Source organism: Burkholderia glumae LMG 2196 = ATCC 33617, assembly GCF_000960995.1.
GTDB classification, from domain to species: domain Bacteria; phylum Pseudomonadota; class Gammaproteobacteria; order Burkholderiales; family Burkholderiaceae; genus Burkholderia; species Burkholderia glumae.
In genome coordinates this window covers 2,890,561-2,912,096 of the sequence record NZ_CP009435.1, presented here as the reverse complement: position 1 = coordinate 2,912,096, position 21,536 = coordinate 2,890,561, and the positions used below count along the sequence as shown (strand labels likewise).

The following is a 21,536-nucleotide window of genomic DNA, read 5'->3' as shown; positions in this document are numbered from 1 at the left end:
GACAGAAACATGATTCGCAACACCCGCCGCCTGACCCTGCGCGTCCTGCTCGCAGCCATGTGCGCCGCGCCGCTCGGCTTCGCCGGCACGGCCAGCGCCGAGGCGCCCCTGAAGATCGGCTTCCTGGTCAAGATGCCCGAGCAGGCATGGTTCATCAACGAGCAGAAGGCGGCCACCGCGCTCGGCCAGAAGGAGAACTTCTCGGTCGTCAACATCGGCACGCCCGACGGCGAGAAGGTGCTGGCCGCGATCGACAACCTCGGCGCGCAAGGCGCCAAGGGCTTCGTGATCTGCGCGCCCGACGTGCGCCTCGGGCCGGCCATCGAGCGCCGCGCCAAGCAGTACAACATGAAGTTCGTGACGGTGGACGACCAGCTCGTCGATTCGTCCGGCAAGCCGCTGCCGAACGTGCCGCACCTCGGCATGTCCGCGTTCAAGATCGGCAACCAGGTCGGCCAGGCGATCATCGACGAGATGAAGAAGCGCGGCTGGAAGCCCGAGGAAGTCGGCGCGCTGCGCATCACCGACTACGAGCTGCCCACCGCCAAGCTGCGCACCGACGGCGCGACCCAGTCGCTGCTGGCCGGCGGCTTCCTCAAGCAGAACATCTTCGACGCGCCGCAGAAGACCACCGACGACGAAGGCGGCTTCAACGCGGCCTCGCCGGTGCTCGCCCAGCATCCGAACATCCACAAGTGGGTGATCTTCGCGCTGAACGAGGAATCGGTGCTGGGCGCCGTGCGCGCCACCGAGCAGCTGCACGTGCCGAGCGCCGACGTGATCGGGGTGGGCATCAACGGTGCCGGCGAGGCCTTCGCCGAGTTCCAGAAGACCCAGCCGACCGGCTTCTACGGCACCATCGCCGTGAGCTCGACCAACCACGGCAAGCAAAGCGCACAGAACCTGGTGAACTGGATCCGCACCGGCAAGCAGCCGCCGCTCGACACCCAGACCACCGGCACGCTGATGACGCGCGAGAACTGGAAGGCGGTGCGCGCCGAACTCGGGATCTGAGGATGATGCAACGAGGCGACCGACAGGCGGCATGCAATGACTGATCAACTCATGACGGACGCGGGCCCGGCCCCGGCAGGCGGCGACGCCGCGCGCCCCTACCTGGAGCTCGACGGCATCACCGTCAGCTTTCCGGGCGTGCGCGCGCTCGATCAGGTCTCGCTCGCGGTGCGCGCGGGCGAGGTACACGGCCTGATGGGCGAGAACGGCGCCGGCAAGTCCACGCTGCTGAAGGTGCTGTCGGGCCTGAACCAGCCGCAGGAAGGCACGCTGCGGCTGGCCGGCGTCGAGCGCCGCTTCGCCACCACGCGCGCGGCGATCGATGCCGGCATCGCGATCATCTACCAGGAGCTGCATCTCGTACCCGAGCTGACGGTGGCGGAAAACCTGATGCTCGGGCAACTGCCGAACCGCCTCGGCGTGCTCGACGAGCGCGCGCTCGTCAAGCGCGCCACCGACGAACTGCAACGGCTCGGCGAGCGCATCGATCCGCGCACGCCGGTGAAGGATCTCTCGATCGGCCAGCGCCAGATGATCGAGATCGGCAAGGCGCTGATGCGCGACGCGCGCGTGATCGCGTTCGACGAGCCCACCAGTTCGCTGTCGGCGCGCGAGACCAAGAACCTGTTTCGCATCATCGACGCGCTGCGTGCCGACGGGCGCGCGATCATCTACGTCACGCACCGCATGGACGAGGTCGATGCGTTGTGCGACCGCGTCACGGTGTTCCGCGACGGCCGCCGCATCGAGACCTTCGACTCGGTGGCCGACCTCGATCGCAACCGCCTGATCGCGGCGATGGTGGGGCGCTCGATCGCCGACGTGTACGGCTACCGGCCGCGCGCGACGGGCGAGGTGCTGCTCGAGGCGAAGGGGCTGATGGGGCCGGGCCTGGCCGAGCCCTTGTCGTTTACGGCGCGGCGCGGCGAGATCGTGGGCTTCTTCGGACTGGTGGGCGCGGGGCGCTCCGAGCTGATGAAGCTGATCTACGGCGCGGTGCGCGCGAGCGCCGGGCACGTCGAGCTGGGCGGCCGGCGCATGAACTTCGCGAGCCCGCGCGACGCGGTGCGCGCCGGCATCGCGCTGTGCCCAGAGGACCGCAAGCAGGAGGGCATCGTCGCGATCGCGTCGGTGGCCGACAACCTGAACATCAGCGCGCGGCGCCATTTCAGCCCCGCGCGCTTCCTGCTCAACGAAAGGCGCGAGCGCGAACTCGCGCAGGAGTACATCCGCAAGCTCGCGATCAAGACGCGCAACGGCGATACCGCGATCGGCACGCTCTCGGGCGGCAACCAGCAGAAGGTGATCCTGTCGCGCTGGCTGGCCGAGCGCATCGAGGTGTTCCTGATGGACGAGCCCACGCGCGGCATCGACGTGGGCGCGCGCGCCGAGATCTACCACCTGCTGTACGACCTGGCCGAGGCCGGGCGCGCGGTGGTGATGGTATCGAGCGATCTGGCCGAGGTGATCGGCGTGGCCGACCGCATCGTGGTGATGCGCGAGGGGCGCATCGTCGGCAGCGTGCCGAAGGCCGAGGCCTCGCCCGACGAACTGATCAAGCTCGCGCTGCCGCGCTGAGCCAACCACTGCGGCGCGCCTGCGAGCTTCGCGGCGCGCCGTTTCGAAACGATGGACCGGAAATGAATCAAGCCATGCAGCCAAAGGGTACGCCCTCCGCCAACGAGGCCGCCGCGCCGATCACGCCCGCGCGTGCGCGGGCGTGGGACATGATCAACAAGTCGGGCATCGTGGTGGTGTTCGTGGTGCTGTTCGCCGTGCTCTCGGCGACCGTGCCCGACTTCCTCACGACCCGCAACATCCAGGGCCTGCTGCTGTCGGTCACGCTGATCGGCTCGATCGCCGTGACCATGATGTTCGTGCTCGCGCTCGGCGAGGTGGACCTCTCGGTGGCCTCGATCGTCGCGTTCTCGGGCGTGGTGGCCTCCACCGTGATCACCGCCTCGCACAGCGTGCTGCTCGGCGTGGCCGCCGGCGTGCTGGCGGGCGGCGCCGTGGGCCTCGTCAACGGCGTGCTGATCGCGCGGTTCCGCATCAACTCGCTGATCGCCACGCTGGCCATGATGGAGGCGGTGCGCGGGCTCGCGTTCCTGACCTCGAACGGCGACGCGGTGATGATCTCCGAGGAGCGCTTCTTCGACCTCGGCAGCGGCTCGTTCCTCGGCATCTCGTTCCCGATCTGGAGCAACATCGTCGGCTTCGTGGTGTTCGGCTTCCTGCTCAAGAAGACCGTGTTCGGCAAGAACGTGCTGGCCGTGGGCGGCAACAGCGAGGCCGCGCTGCTCGCGGGGCTGTCGGTCACGCGCATCAAGATCACGGTGTTCGTGCTGCAGGGGCTCGTCACGGGCTTCGCCGGCGTGATGCTGGCCTCGCGCATGAGCCTCGGCGATCCGAAGACCTCGGTGGGGCTGGAACTGGGCGTGATTTCGGCCTGCGTGCTCGGCGGCGTGTCGCTGACGGGCGGCGTGGCCACCATCGCCGGCGTGCTGGTGGGCGTGCTGATCATGGGCGCCGTGCAGGACGCGATGAGCCTCGTGAACGTGCCGACCTTCTACCAGTACCTGATTCGCGGCGGCATCCTGCTGCTGGCCGTGCTGTTCGACCAGTTCCGGCGCAGCAAGCGGGCCGTGTGAACGCGAGGCCGGCCTGGCCGGCCCGCGTGTGAAGAGGATGACAAGGGCCGATCGTGGTGGCCCGGCCGATGCGGCCGGGCCACCCGATCGGCCCTTGTCGTTGCCGGCGGCTTCGCGTGGGCCGGCCGAACAGCCGCGAGGAGCCGCGAGGTGGCGCGAGCAGCATCCTGGCCGTCACGAGAGGCCGGATTTCCTTACGCCATCCGTCCGCCAAGACCTTTTCAACCGCCCGTCAAAGGGCGGGGATGTGTCATGTCGAGCGGGGCGCGGAGGGTACTGCTCCGCGGGCCCGCCACACGCCCTCGGCGGCATAGATGACAAGCGCCGCCCAGATTGCACCATAGCCGACCAGTTTCACCAGGCCGAACGTCTCCCGGTAGACCAATACGCCAAGCAGCAGCTGGATGGTGGGGGTAACGTACTGCACGATACCCAACAGCGACAAGGGGATGCGCCGGGCGCCGGCCGCAAACAGCAGCAGCGGTATGGCGCTCACCGGGCCTGCTGCCGCGAGCAGCAGCTTGATCCCGATCGGTGCCGCGACGAAGCCCGATTCGCCATGGGCTGCCAGCCACAACAGATATAGGAAGACGACGGGGAACAGCAATAGCGTCTCGAGCGCGAGTCCTTCCAGTGCACCGAGTTGCGCGGTTTTACGTAGCAGTCCGTAGCTGCCGAAGGTTAAGCCGAGCACGAGACTCACCCACGGGGGCGCACCGTTCTGCCAAGTCAGCCACAGCACGCCGACAGTTGCGGTGGCCACGGCTACCCATTGCCACTGCCGCAGCCGCTCATGCAAAAACACGAAACCCAGTAATACGTTCGCCAAGGGGTTGATGAAATAGCCGAGGCTGGCCTCCACGACTCGCCCCGAATTGACTGCCCAGATATAGATCCCCCAGTTGGCGGATAGCAAGGTAGCGCACGACGCAAAGCGTAGGACGGTGCGCGGTTCACGCAGGGAAATGGGCAGCCAGTTCCAGTTTCGCCGAACCGTCAACAGGATGGCAATGAACACCAGCGACCACGCCATTCGATGTGAAAGTATTTCGAGCGGCGAAATCGCATGCAGCGCCTTGAAGTAGATAGGAAAAAGCCCCCAAAGAAAGAAGGCGAGAAATGCATAAAGAATGCCGATGTTCATCGTGTATGGGTGGCGCGCGGCGCACGGCGGAAAGGGGATTGATTGGCGGGCACGGTCGATCTGGGTGGTGAGCAAAACGTGTCTGCAGAGCAGACGCTCGATGGATGGCGCGATTCGAATCGGCTTCACTCGGTTGTGCGGTCAGCCCGTTTGCGCCGCTCCTGCCACGCCTCGCCTTGATCGGCGCCGGCGGATGTCCGTCGCAAGCGCGCCCTCGTGCTCGACTGCCCAGCGCTCGATGTCCTCGTCCAGCTTCGTGCTCATCGTCTCTTGGCTCGTCACGACGTGCGCGGGCTTTCAACGAGGCAAGCAGCATATACCAGAAAATTCACGGCCCTCAATGATTTTATTTTTTTAGAAACGAAATGAATTCGAATTCAAGAAATATTTAATTAATGGGAAATTATTGGAATTATCCGGCTGCTCAATTATGTTATGAAGAATTGTATTGTCTGTAAAAAATCTCCGTGATAATATTCGTAAACTAACCAGATAGTTAACAAATTGATATGGTTGGCGAAATAGCGTAATCGTCTTGCGTTTCACGAAGTTTTGCAATGCCAGGTTGCTTGCGATGTGAATCATTTTTGAATTGATATCGAAATGGACGAATTCGATTTGATGCATTGCTTTCCATGAGGGCAGTGGATTGCAATGAAACCATTGGCATCGGTTTCATCAGGACTGCTTGGCGCGCCGGAGGATATCCCGGCGGGCGAGCTGCGTGCCGCTGGCGACGGTGCGTGGAAGCGGGTGGTGCGCGAGAAGTCGAGCTGGTCTGCCGCGTGCGGCAGGGCGTGCAAGCGGCCCCCAATGCCGGCGGCCCGCCGGCCGCGTAGGCCCGGCTTGTCGCGTCAATGCGCATGCGGCCGGATTTCACATCTCGTGGCAATGCATGGGGTTTGCCGGGCCAATCACGGTGATATTTCGCGCTGCGCACTGCTTGGCACCGCGGACAGATCGGGTGCGTCGCAAATGCAAACGAGCTTCATGATTCAAGTTGAAAGAGGGTATCCGCAGGCAAGACCGTGTCACCGTTATTTGAATGGCGCCCGGACATTCCAGGTCGACTCGCCGTGATCGTGCTGCGCTTTTGTCGAAGCGGAAGTTTCCATCATGTATTTCCTCGCCGGCCTGCCATTTTGATTTCAAATCTATCTTTGGGATGATTTATCCTGCAAACAGTCATGAATAATGCCTATTCGATTGCGCATCTGACAGCTTTAGGACTCAATCCCCCTCAGCTCATCGAGGCGGCGAGCAACGCAGGCGCCCAGTATGTAGGGCTGCGGCTCAACCGCACCACGCCCGACGAGCCACTCTACGATTTGATCAACGATCGGGCCCTGATGCGGGAAACCAAGGCCCGACTGGCCGCGACCGGCATCAAAGTATGGGATATCGAAGCGGCTCGCATGGACCCACTTCGCGATCATCTCCACTATCAGGATTTTCTCGAGGCCGGTGCAGAGCTGGGAGCGAAATACGTGCTGACCCAGTTGCCGGATTGGGACCGAAGCCGCGCCGTCGACAGGTTTGGCGCTTTTTGCGACATGGCGAAGCCGTTGAATCTCAATGTCAGCCTCGAATTTGTTTCCTGGACCGACACGCCGAATCTGGTCGAGGCGGCTCGCGTGCTGCGCGAGGTGAATCGCCAGAACGCCACCATGTTGGTCGATCTGTTGCACTTTGACCGATCCTACTCGAGTCTCGAGTTGCTCGCGACGCTGCCACGCGATTGGTTCAAATGGGCGCATGTGTGCGATGCGCCTGCCGATCATCCTGTCAGTCTGGCTCAAGCGATTTACACGGCGCGCTGCGAACGACGCTTGCCGGGGGAGGGGGGGCTCGACGTCAAGGGAATTCTTGATTGCCTGCCCGCTGATATCGTCTACGCGCTTGAAATCCCCGGCGAACCGACGGTAGAGAAAATTGGATACTCGGAATATATCCGGCGGTCAGTAGAAACCACTCAGCGGCATTTGGATGAAATATCGGTTGAGTAATCACGTGAAGCTGAGGAAATATGAAAAAGGACCCGATTGTAGAATGTGACGTGCTGGTCGTTGGCTCTGGAGCGGGAGGTCTGTCCGCAGCCGTGACGGCGGCGATTTTGGGCCTGCGTGTCATGGTTGTGGAAAAAGAAGACGTTTTCGGCGGCACCACGGCGTGGTCCGGCGGGTGGCTGTGGATTCCACGCAATCATCTGGCTGTTCGTGCCGGTATTGAAGAAGACATCGAGGTGCCCCGTACCTACCTGCGCAGCGAACTGGGCGGCCAGTTCGACGAGGCCAGAGTCAATGCGTTCCTTGAACACGGCCCTGCGATGCTGGATTTTTTCGAGAGCCATTCCTCGGTGCGTTTTGTCGATGGCAACGCCATTCCGGATTTTCACGTGACGCCTGGCGCGAAGACCGGCGGGCGCTCCGTCTGCGCGATGCCGTTCGACGGACGGCAGCTCGGCCCATTGATCGACAAGCTGCGCCAGCCCTTGTCGGTTATCACCCTCGGCGGGATGGGGCTGATGGCCGGACGCGATATCACGCATTTCTACCGGGCGACGCGGTCGGTGCGCTCGGCGCTGTACGTGACGCGCCGTCTCGCTCAGCTTGCATGGCACAAGCTGCGGTATGGGCGTTCGATGCACCTGGTAAACGGCAACGCGCTGATTGCCCGCCTGTTGAAGTCCGCCATCGATGCCGGTGTCGATTTGAATGCGGGTGCAACCGTAATTGATCTCATAACGGAAAAGCAGCGGGTGGCGGGCGCACATCTGAAGATCGACGGCGCAGTGCGCGAGGTACGGGCTTTGCGCGGTGTGGTCCTGGCATGTGGTGGGTATCCGCACGATATCGAACGGCGGAAAAGCACTTTTTTCTATACGCCGAGCGGGCTTGACCATTGGTCTGCCGCGCCGCGAACCAATACCGGAGACGGCATTCGCCTCGGTGAATCTGTCGGTGGCCGCTTTGACGACACGCTGCACGCACCGGCGGCATGGGTGCCGGTCTCGCTGGTTCCGCAACAAAATGGCGCCGAGGATGTGGTGTTCCCACATCTGATAGACCGAGCAAAGCCGGGGGTGATAGCCGTCAGCAAGGCCGGCGAACGTTTCGTCAATGAAGCCTCGCCGTATTACGATTTTATTTCGGCGCTGCTCGAGATAACGCCGGCGGGCGAGGACGTCCATGCGTGGCTCATCTGCGATCACCGCTTCCAGCGGCGTTACGGCCTGGGCTTCTCAAAGCCATTTCCCTTTCCGATTCAACCGCATCTGGACTCCGGCTACCTGCTGCAGGCGGCGACCCTCGATGAACTTGCGGTGCGATGCGGTATTGAACCGCGGGCGCTCGTCAGGACGATACAGACCTACAACGCCCACGCGAGGGACGGCGCCGATCCGCAGTTTCATCGAGGATCGACGCCCTTCAATCGCGCCCAGGGCGACTCGCTACACGCGCCCAATCCTTGTGTCGCGCCTATCGAAAGGGCGCCTTTCTATGCCGTGAAATTGCTGCCTGGCAGCCTCGGCACCTTCCAGGGACTGCAGACCGATGCGCAATCCCGGGTCTTGGACGGCAATCATCGCGTCATTCCCGGCTTATATGCGGCCGGCAACGATAGTGCAAGCGTGATGGGCGGATTTTATCCGAGCGGCGGCATCACGCTTGGCCCGGCGATGACGTTTGGCTACCTCGCGGGCCGCTCGCTAGCGGGGGAACGGGAGCGCGCGAGCCGTATTGCAGAAAATGAAATTGAAGTGGCGCGGTGAAATCGCTTGCATGGCGCAGATCCTTGCCGCTCGCGTGGCATTGCAGATCGGCCCAGCAAGCCCGAGGAGCCGGCGAGACCAGATGAGCGGCCCGGCATGTGACTCGACAACCGACACGGCAGCAAAGATTGTCCGAATCGTCGAACAGGAGCGGCAGACCATGTGAGCAGAAACTACCGGCGAGGGTGTCGGAGCACGGCGCACCGCCGCCGCCCCTTTCCGAGCGCCGCCAATTGGCAATATTGATATTTGAACAGCAAGGAAAAACCGAAATGCAAAGCGTCGTGATTGACTCTCACCAAATGAACATGCCTAAGCTGGGCTTGGGAACGTGGCCGATGGTGGGCGAGGAATGCACGCGGGCCGTTGCGCTGGCTCTGGAACTCGGCTATCGGCACGTCGATACCGCAGCGGCCTACAACAACGAGGAAGCAGTCGGTCGTGCGCTGGCCGAATCCAGTGTGTCGCGCGATGATATTTATCTGACCAGCAAGGTGTGGTGGGACAAACTATCCCCGGCGGATATGCAGCAATCGCTCGACAACTCGCGGCGGTCGTTGCGGACCGACTATTTGGATTTGTTCCTGATCCATTGGCCGAGCAAGGACTGGGATCTCGAACGCACGATCGACACGCTGATTTCGTTTAAGGAACGTGGGTACGCCCGTAACATAGGGGTGGCGAACTTCCCGTTGCCCTTGCTCCGCCAAGTGGTGGTGGAGATGGGCGCCCCGATCGCTGCGCATCAAGTGGAATACCATGTCACGCTTGGCCAGAGCAAGCTGCTGCAGTTCGCGATCGAGCATGATATTGCGCTGGTTGCCTATAGTCCGCTGGCGCGCAACCGGGCGGCCGAGATCCCGGAGATTCGTCGTATCGCAGAGAAGCACGGCGTGCTTCCGACTCAGGTGGCGCTCAAATGGCTGCTCGACCAGCCGAATGTCGCTGCCATTCCCAAGGCTGCCAGCCGTGTCAATCAGTCGAGCAATCTCGAATCCTTCAAGGTCCAGCTTGACGACGAGGACCGCGCGCTCATTGCTGCCCTTCCAAAAAATCAACGAGTGGTGAGCCCGGAATTCGCCCCCCAATGGGATCCGGCCGAATGACGGCGCCGCAACAGGCGGCTTTCGAAGAAGGGGAGCAAGCCGCGCCGACAGCATGATTTTCGAAAGTGTCGTCGGCAGACGAGGCAGGCGGCGATTTTCACGAGCGCCTCGTGGCGGTCGGCAAGGCGCTCGACTCGAATGCGCAGGCGTCTGACGCGGTGCAGCCGCGCGGCCTGCGCCAGCCGCCCATTCCCGAGCCGCATTCCCTCCGCGCGCGGCCAGGCCCGTTGCGCATGGCTCGCTTCTTGCTGCTACCCGACGCGCGAATCCGCTGCGCATCGCTGACTTGCCCGAGGATGGCGGGTGCCGCCCGGCAGGGCGGTGCGCCGGCAGGTCCTGCGCGGCAGCGGCATTGTAGTTTTTTCCGTCAACGGAAAGTCCCGCACCGGGCCGGCGCGCGGCGCAAGCCCGGCCGGCCCGTGCCGCTCGTCGCCGTCGCACGCGCATCCCAGACAACGGAGTCAGCCATGTTCATCAACCAGTGGTTCTTGCGGCGCGCGCTGGCGATGGCCTGCGTGCGACCGATCGGCAGCGCGGACCCGACCGGCCGCCCGCAGGTGATCGCCCATCTGGCCGCGCAAGCCGGCCATGCCCGGCGCCTGCTCGTGACCGGGCTCGACGGCGACCGCGTCAGCGTGCTCGGCGGCGAGGCGGCGCCGGCAGCGACGACGCTCGCCGGACTTGGGCGGCAGCAGCTGAGCTACGTCGTCTACCTGCGCCGCTACATGTTTCACGAGCGCGAGGCCTGGCGCGTGGTGCTGGGCGTGCGGCTGCACGGCTACCGGCTCGCGGCATGGCTGGGCGACCTGCGCATGCGCGGCTTCTGGCACGCCAACGCCCCGCGCGCGGCGCGCATGGAGGTACTCGGGCGGATCGCGGCGCTGTCGGCCGAACTGTCGTCGCAGGTGGCGCCGGCCGCGCTGCTGGCGCTGGCCGACTGGCCGCAGGTGCCGCGCGACGCCGCGGTGGACGAGCGGCGCCGCTGCCTGGAGCGCATCACGGCCACGCTGGTCGCGGCCGGCTACGTGCGCAAGACGGCCGCGGGCGGCTTCGCATTGAGCCCGCGCGGGCACGCGGCGCTCGAACGCTACGATGCCGACCTGCGGCGCCATTGCCGTCAGTCCGCGCTGCGCCACGCGCTGAACGCGCTGGTAGTGGTGGCCGGGATCGCCGCGCTGGAGGCGGGCGGCACGATCCACGCACCGTCCCGGCCGGCCGACGACGGGCTCGACACGCCGCACTCGTGCGCGCCGGCCGATGCTGACGGCAGCGACGGCAGCGGCTGCGGCCGCTTCTTCAGCGAGGGGCCGTCGGCGATCGCGCCGGCGCCGTTCAGGCTCGACACCGTGCATCGCCCGGTGCCCTCCGCCGGCATCGAGCCGTCCGGCGCGCGGCGTCACGGCGCGCACAAGGGCGCGCGCCCGGGCGCGGTCTGGCCGCGCGTGGCGCCGTCCGGCGCTGCGGGCACGGGCGGCCATCGGCTCGCGGCGGGGCAGCAGAGCGCCTGACGGGCCGCGCGCGGCTCGCTGTCATTCAGCCGGCATGCCGGTTGGCTGGGCGTGGGGGCCGCCGCCGTGGGGCGGACGGGACGTGGCGGGTGGGGCGTGAAGGACGTGAAGGGTGCGATGCCGGGCCGGCGTCGCGCCCGCGGCAACGGCCGGTCCGACGCGGCACGCGCATCGCGGCGGCGTGCCGGGCGCGACGCCGCTGGCCTGGCGCAGGCGCGGCGGCCGGCGCGTGGGGGCGGCGGGCGCGTCGAGTCCACCGCGCCGGGTAGCGGGACGGCGCGGCGAACCGGCCCGGGATCCGCCGCCTCGCGAGCCCGGGCCTCGGACGGCGCTATTTGACGACGCGCTTGGCCACCACCATGCCGATCACCAGGAAGACGATGCAGAGCACGAGGAACAGGCCGAACAGGAACTTGGCGATTGCCGCCGAGCCGGCGGCGATGCCGGTGAATCCGAACAGTCCGGCGACGATGGCGATCACCGCGAAAATCAAGGCCCATTTGAGCATGGCGGTTGGCTCCCGAGAGTTGAAGGGTGGAGGAAGGGCGAGATGTCGAAGCTCGACGCCGGCCACGGCGTGCCGTGCCGGCCGCCCGTTCACCATGCAATTGCCGCGCCAGTTCGCGTCAGGCGCGCCGGGCGCCCGCGCCGCCGGGCTCTCGTGGCGCGACGGCTCGCCCGCGCTGGCCGCCGCCGCCGGGGCAGGCGCCGGTAAATACTACAATCCAGCCAAGGCCGCCTTGCAAGAATGGCGGCATCCGGCGGCTGCGGCGCGGCAGGCGCGCCACGCCGCATCGAACGCACGGACCGCCAGCGCGCGGGCCGTGCCACGGTTCGCGCGCAGGTGGTATCGAACCTGCTTGCGCGGTGCAGATTGTCCATGACAAGGAAACCCGAATGAATCGATCTCTGGTACGTCTCGCTGCATTGACCGTCGCCGTGTCCGGCGCCGCGCTGCTGCTCAACGGCTGCGGCCTGATCGGCGGCAAGCGCGGCAACGCGGCCGTACCACAACCGGCCAGGCCCGTCGAACTCGATCGCTATCTGGGGCGCTGGTACGAGTTCGCGCGCTACGAGAACCGTTTCGAGCGCGGTTGCGACGGCGTGACCGCCGACTACGCGCGGCTACCGGACGGCCTGATCGAGGTCGTCAACGCCTGCGCGCGCGATGCGAACGGCGCGCCGCGCGTCTCGAAGGGCCGTGCGAAGCCGGTGCCCGACAGCATGGGCGCGAAGCTGAAGGTGTCGTTCTTCGGCCCGTTCTATGTCGGCGACTACTGGGTGCTCGACCATGCGGACGACTACAGCTGGTCGATCGTCGGCGAACCGTCGGGGCGCTTTCTCTGGCTGCTGACGCGCGAGGCGCATCCGTCCGCGCTGCTGCGCCAGCAGCTCGTCGCGCGCGCGGCCGAACTCGGCTACGACACCTCGCTGCTGCGCATGACGGCGCAGTAGGCGCGCGGGCCGCCCGGGGCCGGGCGTGAGGCCCGGCCGCGTCCTGCCCGCCTGCCGCGCGGCTCCCTATACTGGCTTGTTTCCATTGCGATGCCTCGACACCTCATGTCTGCCATCATGTCTGCCAAACGGATCGTCATGGCCGGCCTCGGGGTCGCCGCCGGCCTTTACCTGGCCGCGGCCGCCGGGCTGTACCTGATGCAGGACCGCCTGCTGCTGCCGTCGACGCCGGGCACGGCCGATCCGCGCGGCATGCCGCATCCTGGCGAGCGCGTCGAGCGCTGGCAGATCCGCGGCGCCTATGCCGGCTACGTCGTCACGCCGGCCGGGGCGGCGCCGCGCGGCACCGTGATCGTCTACCACGGCAACGAGGAGTCGGCGGAGACCAAGCTGCCGCTGGCGGACGTGTTCGCGCACGCCGGCTACCGCGTGGTGATCGCCGAATACCCGGGCCACGGCCGGCGTGCCGGAGCGCGCACCATGCGCGCCGCGCTGGCCGCCTCGCGCGAGGCGCTCGCGCAGACGCTGGCGAGCTGGCCCGGCGAGGTCTGGCTGGTGGGCGAATCACTCGGCGCGGGAATGGCCGCGCGGGTGGTGCAGGGCAACGAGCACGCGCTGGCCGGCGTCGCGCTGATCACGCCGTGGGACACGCTCGCCTCGGTGGCGCACGAGCAGTATCCAGCGTTTCCGGTGCGCTGGATGCTGCACGACCCGTTCGATTCGGTCGCGGCGACCGCCGCCTATCGCGGCCCGCTCGTGATCATCGGCTCGCAGCGCGACACGCTGATCCCGGTGGCGCACGCCGAACGTCTGGCGCGCGCGCATCCCGGCAGCCGCCTGATGCTGCTGCCGGAGGCGAACCACGACAGCTGGTTCGACGCAATGACGGCGCCGCGCTGGCAGCAGGTGCTGCACTGGCTGGGAGCGGCATGAGGCGGCGCGAGGCGGCAGCCAGGCGGGCGCCGGCGCGTCGGCCCTCACCCCTTGGTCGCTCCGAAGGTCAGCCCGGCCACGAAGTGCTTCTGCATCAGGAAGAACGTCGCCACCGACGGCAGCGCCGCGAGGATCGAGCCGGCCGAGACGAGGTTCCACGAGGTCGTCCACTGGCCCTTGAGCGCGGCCACGCCCACCGTGATCGGCGCGGCGTCGTCGCCCTGCGTCAGGCACAGCGCCCAGAAATAGTCGTTCCAGACGAAGGTGAACACCAGGATCGCGAGCGCCGCGAGGGCGGGGCGGATCAGCGGCACCACGATGCGCCAGAACACCGTCCATTCGCCCGCGCCCTCGATGCGCGCGGCCTCGATCAGCTCGAACGGCAGCTGCTTGATGAAGTTGCGCAGGAACAGCGCGCAGAAGCCGGTCTGGAACGACAGATGGAACAGGATCAGCCCGCTCACGCTGTTGTAGAGGCCGAGCTTCAGCGTGAGGTCGCGCACCGGGATCATCAGCACCTGGATCGGCACGAAGTTGCCGGCCACGAAGGTGCCGAACAGCGCCGCGTTGCCGGGGAACCGGTAGACGGCGAGCGCGAAGCCCGCCAGCGCCGCCAGCACGATCGAGCCGGCCACCGACGGCAGCGTGATCAGCACGCTGTTCCAGAGATAGTGCAGCATCGGCGAGGCGCTCAGTGCCTCGCGGTAGTTCTCGACCAGCGCGAAATGCTGCGGCCAGCCCCAGTAGTCGCCGGCGTTCAGTTCCTCGGTGGAGCGCACCGAGGTAATCAGCACGGCGATGAGCGGCAGCAGCCACAGCAGCAGCGCGAGCGGCAGCGTGAGCTTGTAGAGCCTGCGCGAGACGGGCTTCCAGCGGTCGATCGGCATCGGAAACATGCGGGCGTCTCCTGTCGGACGGTCAGTGTTCGCTGCGCAGCAGATGGCGCAGGTGGTAGACGATGTAGAGCATCATGATCGCGAACAGCACCACCGCGATCGCCGACGAATAGCCGAAGCGGAAGTACTTGATCGCCTGGTCGTACATGTAGTACGCGAGCACGGTGGAGCTGTCGAACGGGCCGCCCGAGGTCATCACCGAGATCAGGTCGAAGCTGCGCAGCGCGCCGATCACCGTCACCACCACCGCCATGAACGTGGTGGGCCGCAACTGCGGCAGGATCACGTGCCAGAGCAGCGTCCAGCCGCGCGCGCCCTCCATGCGGGCGGCCTCGATCTGCTCGGCGTTCAGCGTGGTCAGGCCGGTCAGGTAGAGGATCATGCAGTAGGCCGTCTGCGGCCACAGCGCGGCGAAGATGATGCCGGGCGTGGCGTAGCGGGGATCGCCGAGCACCGGGATGCCCTGGCCGATCAGCAGCTTGAGCAGGCCGAAGGTCGGATCGTAGAACCACGAATAGATCAGCCCGACCACCACGCCCGACAGCACGAACGGCGCGAAGAACAGCGACTTCACCACGCGCATGCCGGCCACCGCCTGGTTCAGGTACAGCGCGATCGCGAGGCCCAGCGGCGGCGCGAGCAGGAACAGCAGCAGCCAGATCAGGTTGTTCTTCAGCGCGGTATAGAACGTGTCGCTGTGGATCAGCTCGGCGTAGTTGGCCAGGCCGATGAAGTCGGGCTCGCTCATGCCGTCCCAGTGGTAGAACGACAGCCGGATGGTGGACACCACCGGCCACACCACGTAGAGCGCGAACATCAGGCAGGCCGGCGCGAGGAACAGCGCCGCGGCGAGCCGCTGGCGGCGCTCGGTGGGCGAGGCGCGCCGGCGCGGCCGCGGCGCGTGCGCCCGGGGGCGCGGCGGCGCGGCGCGGCCCGCGCCGGCGGGCTCGCCGCCCGGCTCGTTGCGCTGCGCGGCGGCCGCAGCCGGCGGCGAGGAAAGCACGATACGTGGCACGGCGGATCTCCTTGATGGTCGCGGGGGGCGGCGGCACGGGCGGCCTGCGGCCCGCCCGGTGCCGCCGCCGGCCCCGCTCGCTTCCAGTTCACTGCGGGTTCGGTTCCCGCATCACTTCCGGTAGATGCGCTGGCGCGCGGCCTCGAGCTGCGCGAGCACCGCGTCGAGCTTGCCCGGATCGGCGAGGAACTGCTGCATGCCCTTCATGCCCTCGTCGGCCATTTCCTTGGTCATGTCGCGATCGTAGAACTGCGCGATGCCGCCCTTGGTGTCGGCCAGCAGGTGGAAGGCAATCCTCGAGATCGCGTCGTCGGGCTCCGGCGAGCGGCTGTTGGCCGACAGCGAGCCGAGCCCCTTGGCCAGCTGCGCGCCGATGGCCGGCGTCTCGACGAACGCGAGGAACGCATGCGCGTCCGCCTTGTTCTTGGCCTTGGCGGGGATGTGCAGCGATTCCACCGGGCCGTCCTCGGCGATCGGCACGTTCGCGTCGATCACCGGGAAGCGGAAGAAGCCCATGTCCTGCCGCACCGCCGGCGTGAAGCCGCCGGTGATGAAGGTGCCCATCAGCATCATCGCGGCCTTGTCCTGGAACAGGAACGGCTGCGCCGCGTCGAGATCGTAGGACAGCGCGTTGTCGATGAAGTAGCCCGCGTCGATCAGCTGCTTCCAGGTGGTGTAGACCTTCTTCACGCGCGCGTCGGTGTAGGGGATCTGGCCGGCCATCAGCTGCTGGTGGAACGCGTTGCCGTTCAGGCGCAGGTCCAGGTAGTCGAACCAGCCGGCCAGGGTCCACGCATCGCGGCCGCCCACCGCGATCGGCGTGATGCCGGCGGCCTTGAGCTTCTTGCAGTCGTCGAGGAACTCGGCCCAGGTGGTCGGCTCGGCGGTGATGCCGACCTTCTTGAACAGGTTCTTGCGATAGAACATCCCCCACGCGTAGTAGACGGTGGGCGCCGCATAGGGCTTGCCCTGGTACGACGAGGCCTCCTTCGTCGAGGCGTACATCGTGTCCCAGTGGTTCTTCTGCCAGTCGGCGGACAGGTCCTCGAACAGCCCGCGCTTGGCGTAGTAGGCCATGCGCTCGCCGTCGTGCCAGTTGATGATGTCGGGCGGCGCCGTGGTCAGCCAGTTCGGCAACTGCACCTTGTAGGCTTCCTCGTCGACGAACGCGAGCTTGACGTCGGTGCCGGGGTGCGATTGCTTGAACTGGTCCACCACCTGGGTCCACACCGCACGCTGGCTCGCGCCCTTGTACGCGATGTTGACGCTCAGCGTGCCGGCCAGCGCGGCCGACGCCGACAGGCCGGTCAGCGCGGCCACGGCGAGCGCGGCGAGGCCGCGCCGGAAGCGGGGTTGAAGGTTCATCTGCTGTCTCCTGGTTGCGGTTGTTGTCGGAACTGCGGAATGGCGAAACAACGAAATCTGCCCGCGAACGCGCCGCGCGGGCTCAGCCGGCCGCGGTGCGATAGGCGGCGACACCGGCGGCCTCGATGCAGCGCGCGCCGACCACGATCGCCGCATCGGGGATCGCCGCGTCGATCCGGTAGGGCTCGGGGCCGTAGTTGAACACCCAGGTCAGCCCGCCGCGCCGGCTCACGCGCACCGCGTCGCCGAGCGGCACGGGCGCGAGGCCCGCCTCGCGCGCGACGCGCGCCAGCAGCGTCGCCGTGCCGGCCTCGTCGAACAGGCTCGCGAAATAATGGAACACGCCGTGGCGCAGATAGGCCGGATGACCGTCGTGAAAGCGTGCGCGGATCTCGACCGACGCCGCCTGGGCCGGGTCGATCTCGACGAGATCGCGCCAGTGGCGCGCCGGCGTCTCGAAGGCCGCGGCGTCGGGCGCGGCGGCAACCTGCACGGTCTCGGCGAGCGTCGGCCGCAGCGACTCCACGCGCCAGACGCGGATCGGCAGATGCGCCGCGAGCGGGCCGGGCGGCAGGTTCGCGGGAATCTGCAGATCGGGCGTCTTCGAGCCGGTGCGCGGGCCGAGCACGACCTGCGCGCCGCAGCTGGCGAGCCGCTGCGCCAGCGCCTCGGAGACGATCGGCAGCGGCGGCACCACCACCAGCCGGTAGCCGTCGAGCGGCGCGTCCGGGGCCACCACGTCCACGTCGAAGCCGAGCGAGCGCAGCGCCGAGTAGTACTCCACGACGAAGCGGGGATAGTGGAAATCGGCGCCTTGCGGATGCACCTCGAACAGCCATTTCGCGGTGTAGTCGAACAGCAGTGCCACGCTGGCGCGCACCGGCGCGGTGGCCCCGGCCTCGGCGTCGGCGAGCAGCGCGCGCAACTCGCCGGCCACCTGGGCGGCCTCGCTGCCGCCGAGGTCGAGCCGGTTGTCGGGCGTGTTCAGCCCCGCGTGCATCTGCTCCTGCGCGAACGGGGCCTGGCGCCAGCGGAAGTACGAGACGCAGCCGGCGCCGTGGGCGAACGCCTCCCAGCTCCAGAGCCGCACCATGCCCGGCAGCGGCGCCGGGTTCCAGTGCGCCCAGTTCACCGGCCCCGGCTGCTGCTCCATCACCCAGAACGGCAGCCGCGACATGCCGCGGTAGAGGTCGTGGTTGAACGACGCGAAATCGGGGTGCCCGGTGCGCAGGTAGCGCGCCTTCACCTCGGGCGCGTACCACTGCTCCTCGAGCGCGCCGAGCGGATAGCTGTCCCAGCCCGCCACGTCGAGGTCGGCCGCCACCGGATAATGGTCGAACTCGGTGAACAGCTGCATGAAGTTGTGCGCGATCGGCCGGCCCGGCGAATGCGCGCGGAGGATCTCGACCTGCATCCGGTTGTAGCGCCGCACCTCGTCGGAGGCGAAGCGGCGATAGTCGAGCCGATGCGACGGGTGCGCCTCGGTGACCGTGCCGACCGGCGCGTCGATCTCGTCGAAGCTGCGGTATTCCATGCTCCAGAACACCGTGCCCCAGGCCGCGTTGAGCGCCTCGATGGTGCCGTAGCGCGCGCGCAGCCAGTCGCGAAAGCGTGCCTGCGCGGCCGGCGAGTAGCTGACCACGGTCTGGTGGCAGCCATATTCGTTGTCGGTCTGCCAGTAGGCCACGGCCGGATGGGCGCCGTAGCGGCGCGCCACGGCCTCGCAGATGCGCTGCGACGCCTCGAAGTAGCTCGGCGACGAGAAATCGTAATGACGGCGCGAGCCGAACGCGCGAGGCCGGCCGTCGGCGCCGACCGGCAGGATCTCGGGATGCCGGTCGACCAGCCACTTCGGCGGCGTCGCGGTGGGCGTGCACATCACGACCTGCAGGCCGGCCGCGCCGAGCACCTCGATCGCGCGGTCGAGCCAGCCCCAGTCGTATTCGCCCGGCTGCGGCTCGATCCGGCTCCAGGCGAATTCGGCGATCCGCACCTGCTCGATGCCGAGCGCCTTCATGCGCGCGGCATCGTCGTTCCACATGGCTTCCGGCCAGTGTTCGGGGTAGTAACAGACTCCAAGGCGCATCGGTCGATCCTCGATCGTTGGGGGTGGGGCGCGTGGGTGGCGGGCCGCCCGGGCGGCGGGCGCGCGCTTCGATAAACGGTTCGGCGCGCTGCCCTCAGGCGGGCGAGAGCGCGGCCGGTGCCGGCGCGGCGATCGCGAAGCCGTCGGCGGCGAACAGATGGCAGGACGCGGCGGGCGCGCGCAGCCGGACCGTGTCGCCGGTCGCGACGCGCAGCTCGCCGGGGGCCTTCGCGATCAGCGTGCCGTCGGGCTGCTCCAGGTGCACGTAGCTGTGCTCGCCGAGCGCCTCGACGAGCGTCACGCGGCGCGTCAGCAGCAGGGCGCCGGCGTCGCTCCCGCCGTCGGCCGCGCAGCATTCCAGATGCTCGGGGCGGATGCCGAACGTGACGGCGTCGCCGGGCGCCACGCCGGCGCCCGCGAGCGGCAGCCGCACCGTCTCGCCGCCGCCGTCGAGCCGCACGCTCAGGCCGCCGGCGTCGGCCGCGAGCACGTGCGCGGCCAGGAAGTTCATGCGCGGCGAGCCGATGAAGCCGGCCACGAAGCGGCTCGCGGGCCGGTAGTAGAGATCGAGCGGCGCGCCCACCTGGGCGATGCTGCCGTATCGTTCGGTATCCTCACCGCTGTGCAGCAGCACGATCTTGTCGGCGAGCGTCATCGCCTCCACCTGGTCATGCGTCACGTAGACCACGCTGGCCTCGGCGAACTGCCGGTGCAGGCGGCCGATCTCGATGCGGGTCTGGCCGCGCAGCGTCGCGTCGAGGTTCGAGAGCGGCTCGTCGAACAGGAACACGCCCGGCTCGCGCACGATCGCGCGGCCGATCGCAACGCGCTGCCGCTGGCCGCCCGAGAGCGCCTTAGGATGGCGCTCGAGGAGCGGTTCCAACTGCAGGATGCGGGCCGCCTCGCGTACCTTGCGGTCGATCTCGGCCTTCGGCGTCTTCGCGAGCCGCAGGCCGAAGGCGATGTTTTCGTAGACCGTCATGTGCGGGAACAGCGCGTAGCTCTGGAACACCATCGCCACGCCGCGCTGGGCCGCCGACAGCTCGTTGACGCGCCGGCCGCCGATCGCGATCTCGCCGTCGCTGACGTCCTCCAGGCCCGCGATCATCCGCAGCAGCGTGGACTTCCCGCAGCCCGAGGGGCCCAGGAACACGCAGAACTCGTGCGCGCCGATCTCCAGATCGACGTCGCGGATCACCGGGGCGGCCTCGCCATACGCCTTCTGAACGCCCTTCAACGAAATGCTCGCCATCGCTGCGTCTCCATGATGTAATCCGGAATGACGGAGATTAAGCGCTTAACCTGCGAGCCACGAAAACGACCGCCGTAGCGATCGTGTCAGGCCGTCTCCGTTTTTTCCTTCTGATATCGGCTCATCATGCAACGAGCCGGCGCCGCTGACAAATATTGAGACTAGATTTCATTTATTGAGACAATGCCGACCCTCGCCGAAGTCGCCCAAGCCGCGGGCGTGACGCCCGCCACCGTCTCGAACGTGCTGCGCAACCGCGGCCGGGTCGGGGCGCTCACGCGCGAACGCGTGCTGGCCGCCGTCGAGGCGCTCGGCTACCGGCCGCACCTGGCCGCGCGCGCGCTCGCGGAAGGGCGCGCGCCGACCATCGCGCTGATGGTATCGAGCATCGCCAACCCGTTCTATCCGGAATTCGCACTAGCGGTGGAGAGCGCGCTGCGCGGCAGCGGCCGCTACCTGATCATCTGCAACACCGAGAACGATCCGGGCATCGGCCGCGGCTACCTGGAGCAGATCGCCGGCACGCTGTCGGAGGGCGTGCTGGTGATGAACGCGAACCTGGATCTGGACGACCTGCATGCCACCGTGGCACGCGGCACGCCGGTGGTGCTCTGCATGTGGGAGCGGCCCGAGCTGCCGCCGGGGCTGCCTTGCGTGGCGGTGGATTTCCGTCTGGCGGGCGAACTGGCGGCCAGACATCTGCTCGCGCTCGGCCATCGGCGGATCGGCGCGCTGGTCGGCAGCAAGGTGTCGGGCATCCATGCGGCACGCTGCGAGGGCTTCGTCGCCGCGCTCGACGCGGCCGGCCTGGACGGCGCGCGCGCGCCGGTGCGCTACGCGCCGGACACGATCGAGGGCGGCTACGCGGCCGCGCGCGCGCTGCTCGCCGAGTCGCCGCAGCTCACGGCGCTGTTCGCCACCAACGACCTGCCCGCGCTCGGCGCGATGCACGCGGCGGCCGACGCCGGCCGCCGCGTGCCGGACGATCTGTCGGTGATCGGCATCACCGACATTCAACTGGCCGCGCAGTCGCGGCCCGCGCTGACCACCGTCGCCGTGCCGACCGCCGAGGCGGCCGCGCTGGCCGTCGCGCTGCTCGCGGAACTGGCCGGGCCGGGCGGCGCGAGCGGTGAAGGCGGCGCGCACGCGGCGCCGCGCATGCGCGTGACCGGTGAGCCGCGGCTCGTGGTGCGCGCCTCGACGGCACCGCCGCGCGGCGCCGTCGCCTGATCGCGCGGCGGCCGATGCCGGCCGCCGCGCGAGGCACGCACGACATTCGGTCCGGCTGCGCCGGCCGATGAATCGATTAGAATCTGATTAACATATCAACCCGGCCACT

General features: G+C 67.5%; 18 protein-coding genes. 10 read left to right on the top strand and 8 right to left on the bottom strand.

Translation table 11 applies throughout. From position 1 onward, the window contains the following. Positions 1 to 9: 9 nt before the first annotated feature. From KS03_RS25550 to araH, 3 genes are all read left to right on the top strand, one after another. A complete protein-coding gene (locus KS03_RS25550; protein WP_015875806.1) occupies positions 10 to 1,014 on the top strand; it encodes an arabinose ABC transporter substrate-binding protein in 1,005 nt (334 codons plus the stop codon). Between the two features lie 36 nt (positions 1,015 to 1,050). Then, positions 1,051 to 2,592, top strand: a complete 1,542-nt coding sequence (gene araG, locus KS03_RS25545) for an L-arabinose ABC transporter ATP-binding protein AraG (RefSeq protein WP_015875805.1) — start codon at positions 1,051 to 1,053, stop codon at positions 2,590 to 2,592. A 62-nt stretch (positions 2,593 to 2,654) separates the two neighbouring features. Next, on the top strand, positions 2,655 to 3,665 hold the full coding sequence (araH, locus tag KS03_RS25540; protein ID WP_015875804.1) for an L-arabinose ABC transporter permease AraH: 1,011 nt from the start codon (positions 2,655 to 2,657) through the stop codon (positions 3,663 to 3,665). 250 nt (positions 3,666 to 3,915) lie between these two features. On the opposite strand, the gene rarD is transcribed toward araH, so the two are convergent. Together rarD and KS03_RS33100 are read right to left on the bottom strand one after the other, a co-directional pair. Further along, a complete protein-coding gene (gene rarD, locus KS03_RS25535) occupies positions 3,916 to 4,809 on the bottom strand; it encodes an EamA family transporter RarD (RefSeq protein WP_015875803.1) in 894 nt (297 codons plus the stop codon). A gap of 141 nt (positions 4,810 to 4,950) precedes the next feature. Then, a complete protein-coding gene (locus KS03_RS33100; protein WP_257739400.1) occupies positions 4,951 to 5,073 on the bottom strand; it encodes a hypothetical protein in 123 nt (40 codons plus the stop codon). A gap of 923 nt (positions 5,074 to 5,996) precedes the next feature. Here KS03_RS33100 and KS03_RS25530 point away from each other — a divergent pair. From KS03_RS25530 to KS03_RS25515, 4 genes are all read left to right on the top strand, one after another. Continuing rightward, positions 5,997 to 6,815, top strand: a complete 819-nt coding sequence (locus KS03_RS25530) for a sugar phosphate isomerase/epimerase family protein (RefSeq protein ID WP_015875802.1) — start codon at positions 5,997 to 5,999, stop codon at positions 6,813 to 6,815. 20 nt (positions 6,816 to 6,835) lie between these two features. Continuing rightward, entirely contained in the window at positions 6,836 to 8,581 is a 1,746-nt protein-coding gene (locus KS03_RS25525) for an FAD-dependent oxidoreductase (RefSeq protein WP_015875801.1), read from the top strand. 272 nt (positions 8,582 to 8,853) lie between these two features. Continuing rightward, positions 8,854 to 9,687 (top strand): aldo/keto reductase, encoded by an 834-nt coding sequence (locus KS03_RS25520; RefSeq protein WP_015875800.1) that lies wholly within the window; start codon positions 8,854 to 8,856, stop codon positions 9,685 to 9,687. A 467-nt stretch (positions 9,688 to 10,154) separates the two neighbouring features. After that, positions 10,155 to 11,195 (top strand): hypothetical protein, encoded by a 1,041-nt coding sequence (locus tag KS03_RS25515; RefSeq protein ID WP_039203008.1) that lies wholly within the window; start codon positions 10,155 to 10,157, stop codon positions 11,193 to 11,195. 331 nt (positions 11,196 to 11,526) lie between these two features. Here the strand turns inward: KS03_RS25515 and KS03_RS30490 are convergent, their stop codons facing one another. Beyond that, a complete protein-coding gene (locus KS03_RS30490) occupies positions 11,527 to 11,703 on the bottom strand; it encodes a DUF1328 domain-containing protein (RefSeq protein WP_015875798.1) in 177 nt (58 codons plus the stop codon). A 389-nt stretch (positions 11,704 to 12,092) separates the two neighbouring features. Between KS03_RS30490 and KS03_RS25505 the strand changes: the two genes are divergently transcribed. Beyond that, on the top strand, positions 12,093 to 12,650 hold the full coding sequence (locus KS03_RS25505) for a lipocalin family protein (RefSeq protein ID WP_015875797.1): 558 nt from the start codon (positions 12,093 to 12,095) through the stop codon (positions 12,648 to 12,650). 117 nt (positions 12,651 to 12,767) lie between these two features. Further along, positions 12,768 to 13,583, top strand: a complete 816-nt coding sequence (locus KS03_RS25500) for an alpha/beta hydrolase (RefSeq protein ID WP_232252255.1) — start codon at positions 12,768 to 12,770, stop codon at positions 13,581 to 13,583. A 44-nt stretch (positions 13,584 to 13,627) separates the two neighbouring features. On the opposite strand, the gene KS03_RS25495 is transcribed toward KS03_RS25500, so the two are convergent. From KS03_RS25495 to KS03_RS25475, 5 genes are all read right to left on the bottom strand, one after another. After that, positions 13,628 to 14,479, bottom strand: coding sequence for a carbohydrate ABC transporter permease (locus tag KS03_RS25495; protein WP_015875795.1), 852 nt, complete (start codon positions 14,477 to 14,479; stop codon positions 13,628 to 13,630). A gap of 22 nt (positions 14,480 to 14,501) precedes the next feature. Then, a complete protein-coding gene (locus KS03_RS25490; RefSeq protein ID WP_371821381.1) occupies positions 14,502 to 15,485 on the bottom strand; it encodes a carbohydrate ABC transporter permease in 984 nt (327 codons plus the stop codon). A 120-nt stretch (positions 15,486 to 15,605) separates the two neighbouring features. Beyond that, positions 15,606 to 16,859, bottom strand: a complete 1,254-nt coding sequence (locus tag KS03_RS25485) for an ABC transporter substrate-binding protein (RefSeq protein ID WP_015875793.1) — start codon at positions 16,857 to 16,859, stop codon at positions 15,606 to 15,608. Positions 16,860 to 16,941: 82 nt separating this feature from the next. Further along, on the bottom strand, positions 16,942 to 18,945 hold the full coding sequence (locus KS03_RS25480; RefSeq protein WP_015875792.1) for a beta-galactosidase: 2,004 nt from the start codon (positions 18,943 to 18,945) through the stop codon (positions 16,942 to 16,944). Positions 18,946 to 19,039: 94 nt separating this feature from the next. Continuing rightward, positions 19,040 to 20,197: an ABC transporter ATP-binding protein gene (locus KS03_RS25475; protein WP_015875791.1), complete on the bottom strand. Its 1,158-nt coding sequence runs from the start codon at positions 20,195 to 20,197 to the stop codon at positions 19,040 to 19,042. 183 nt (positions 20,198 to 20,380) lie between these two features. Here KS03_RS25475 and KS03_RS25470 point away from each other — a divergent pair, with 183 nt between their 5' ends. Then, complete coding sequence (locus tag KS03_RS25470; RefSeq protein ID WP_015875790.1) at positions 20,381 to 21,427, top strand: LacI family DNA-binding transcriptional regulator; 1,047 nt, start codon at positions 20,381 to 20,383, stop codon at positions 21,425 to 21,427. The last annotated feature ends 109 nt before the right edge of the window (positions 21,428 to 21,536 follow it).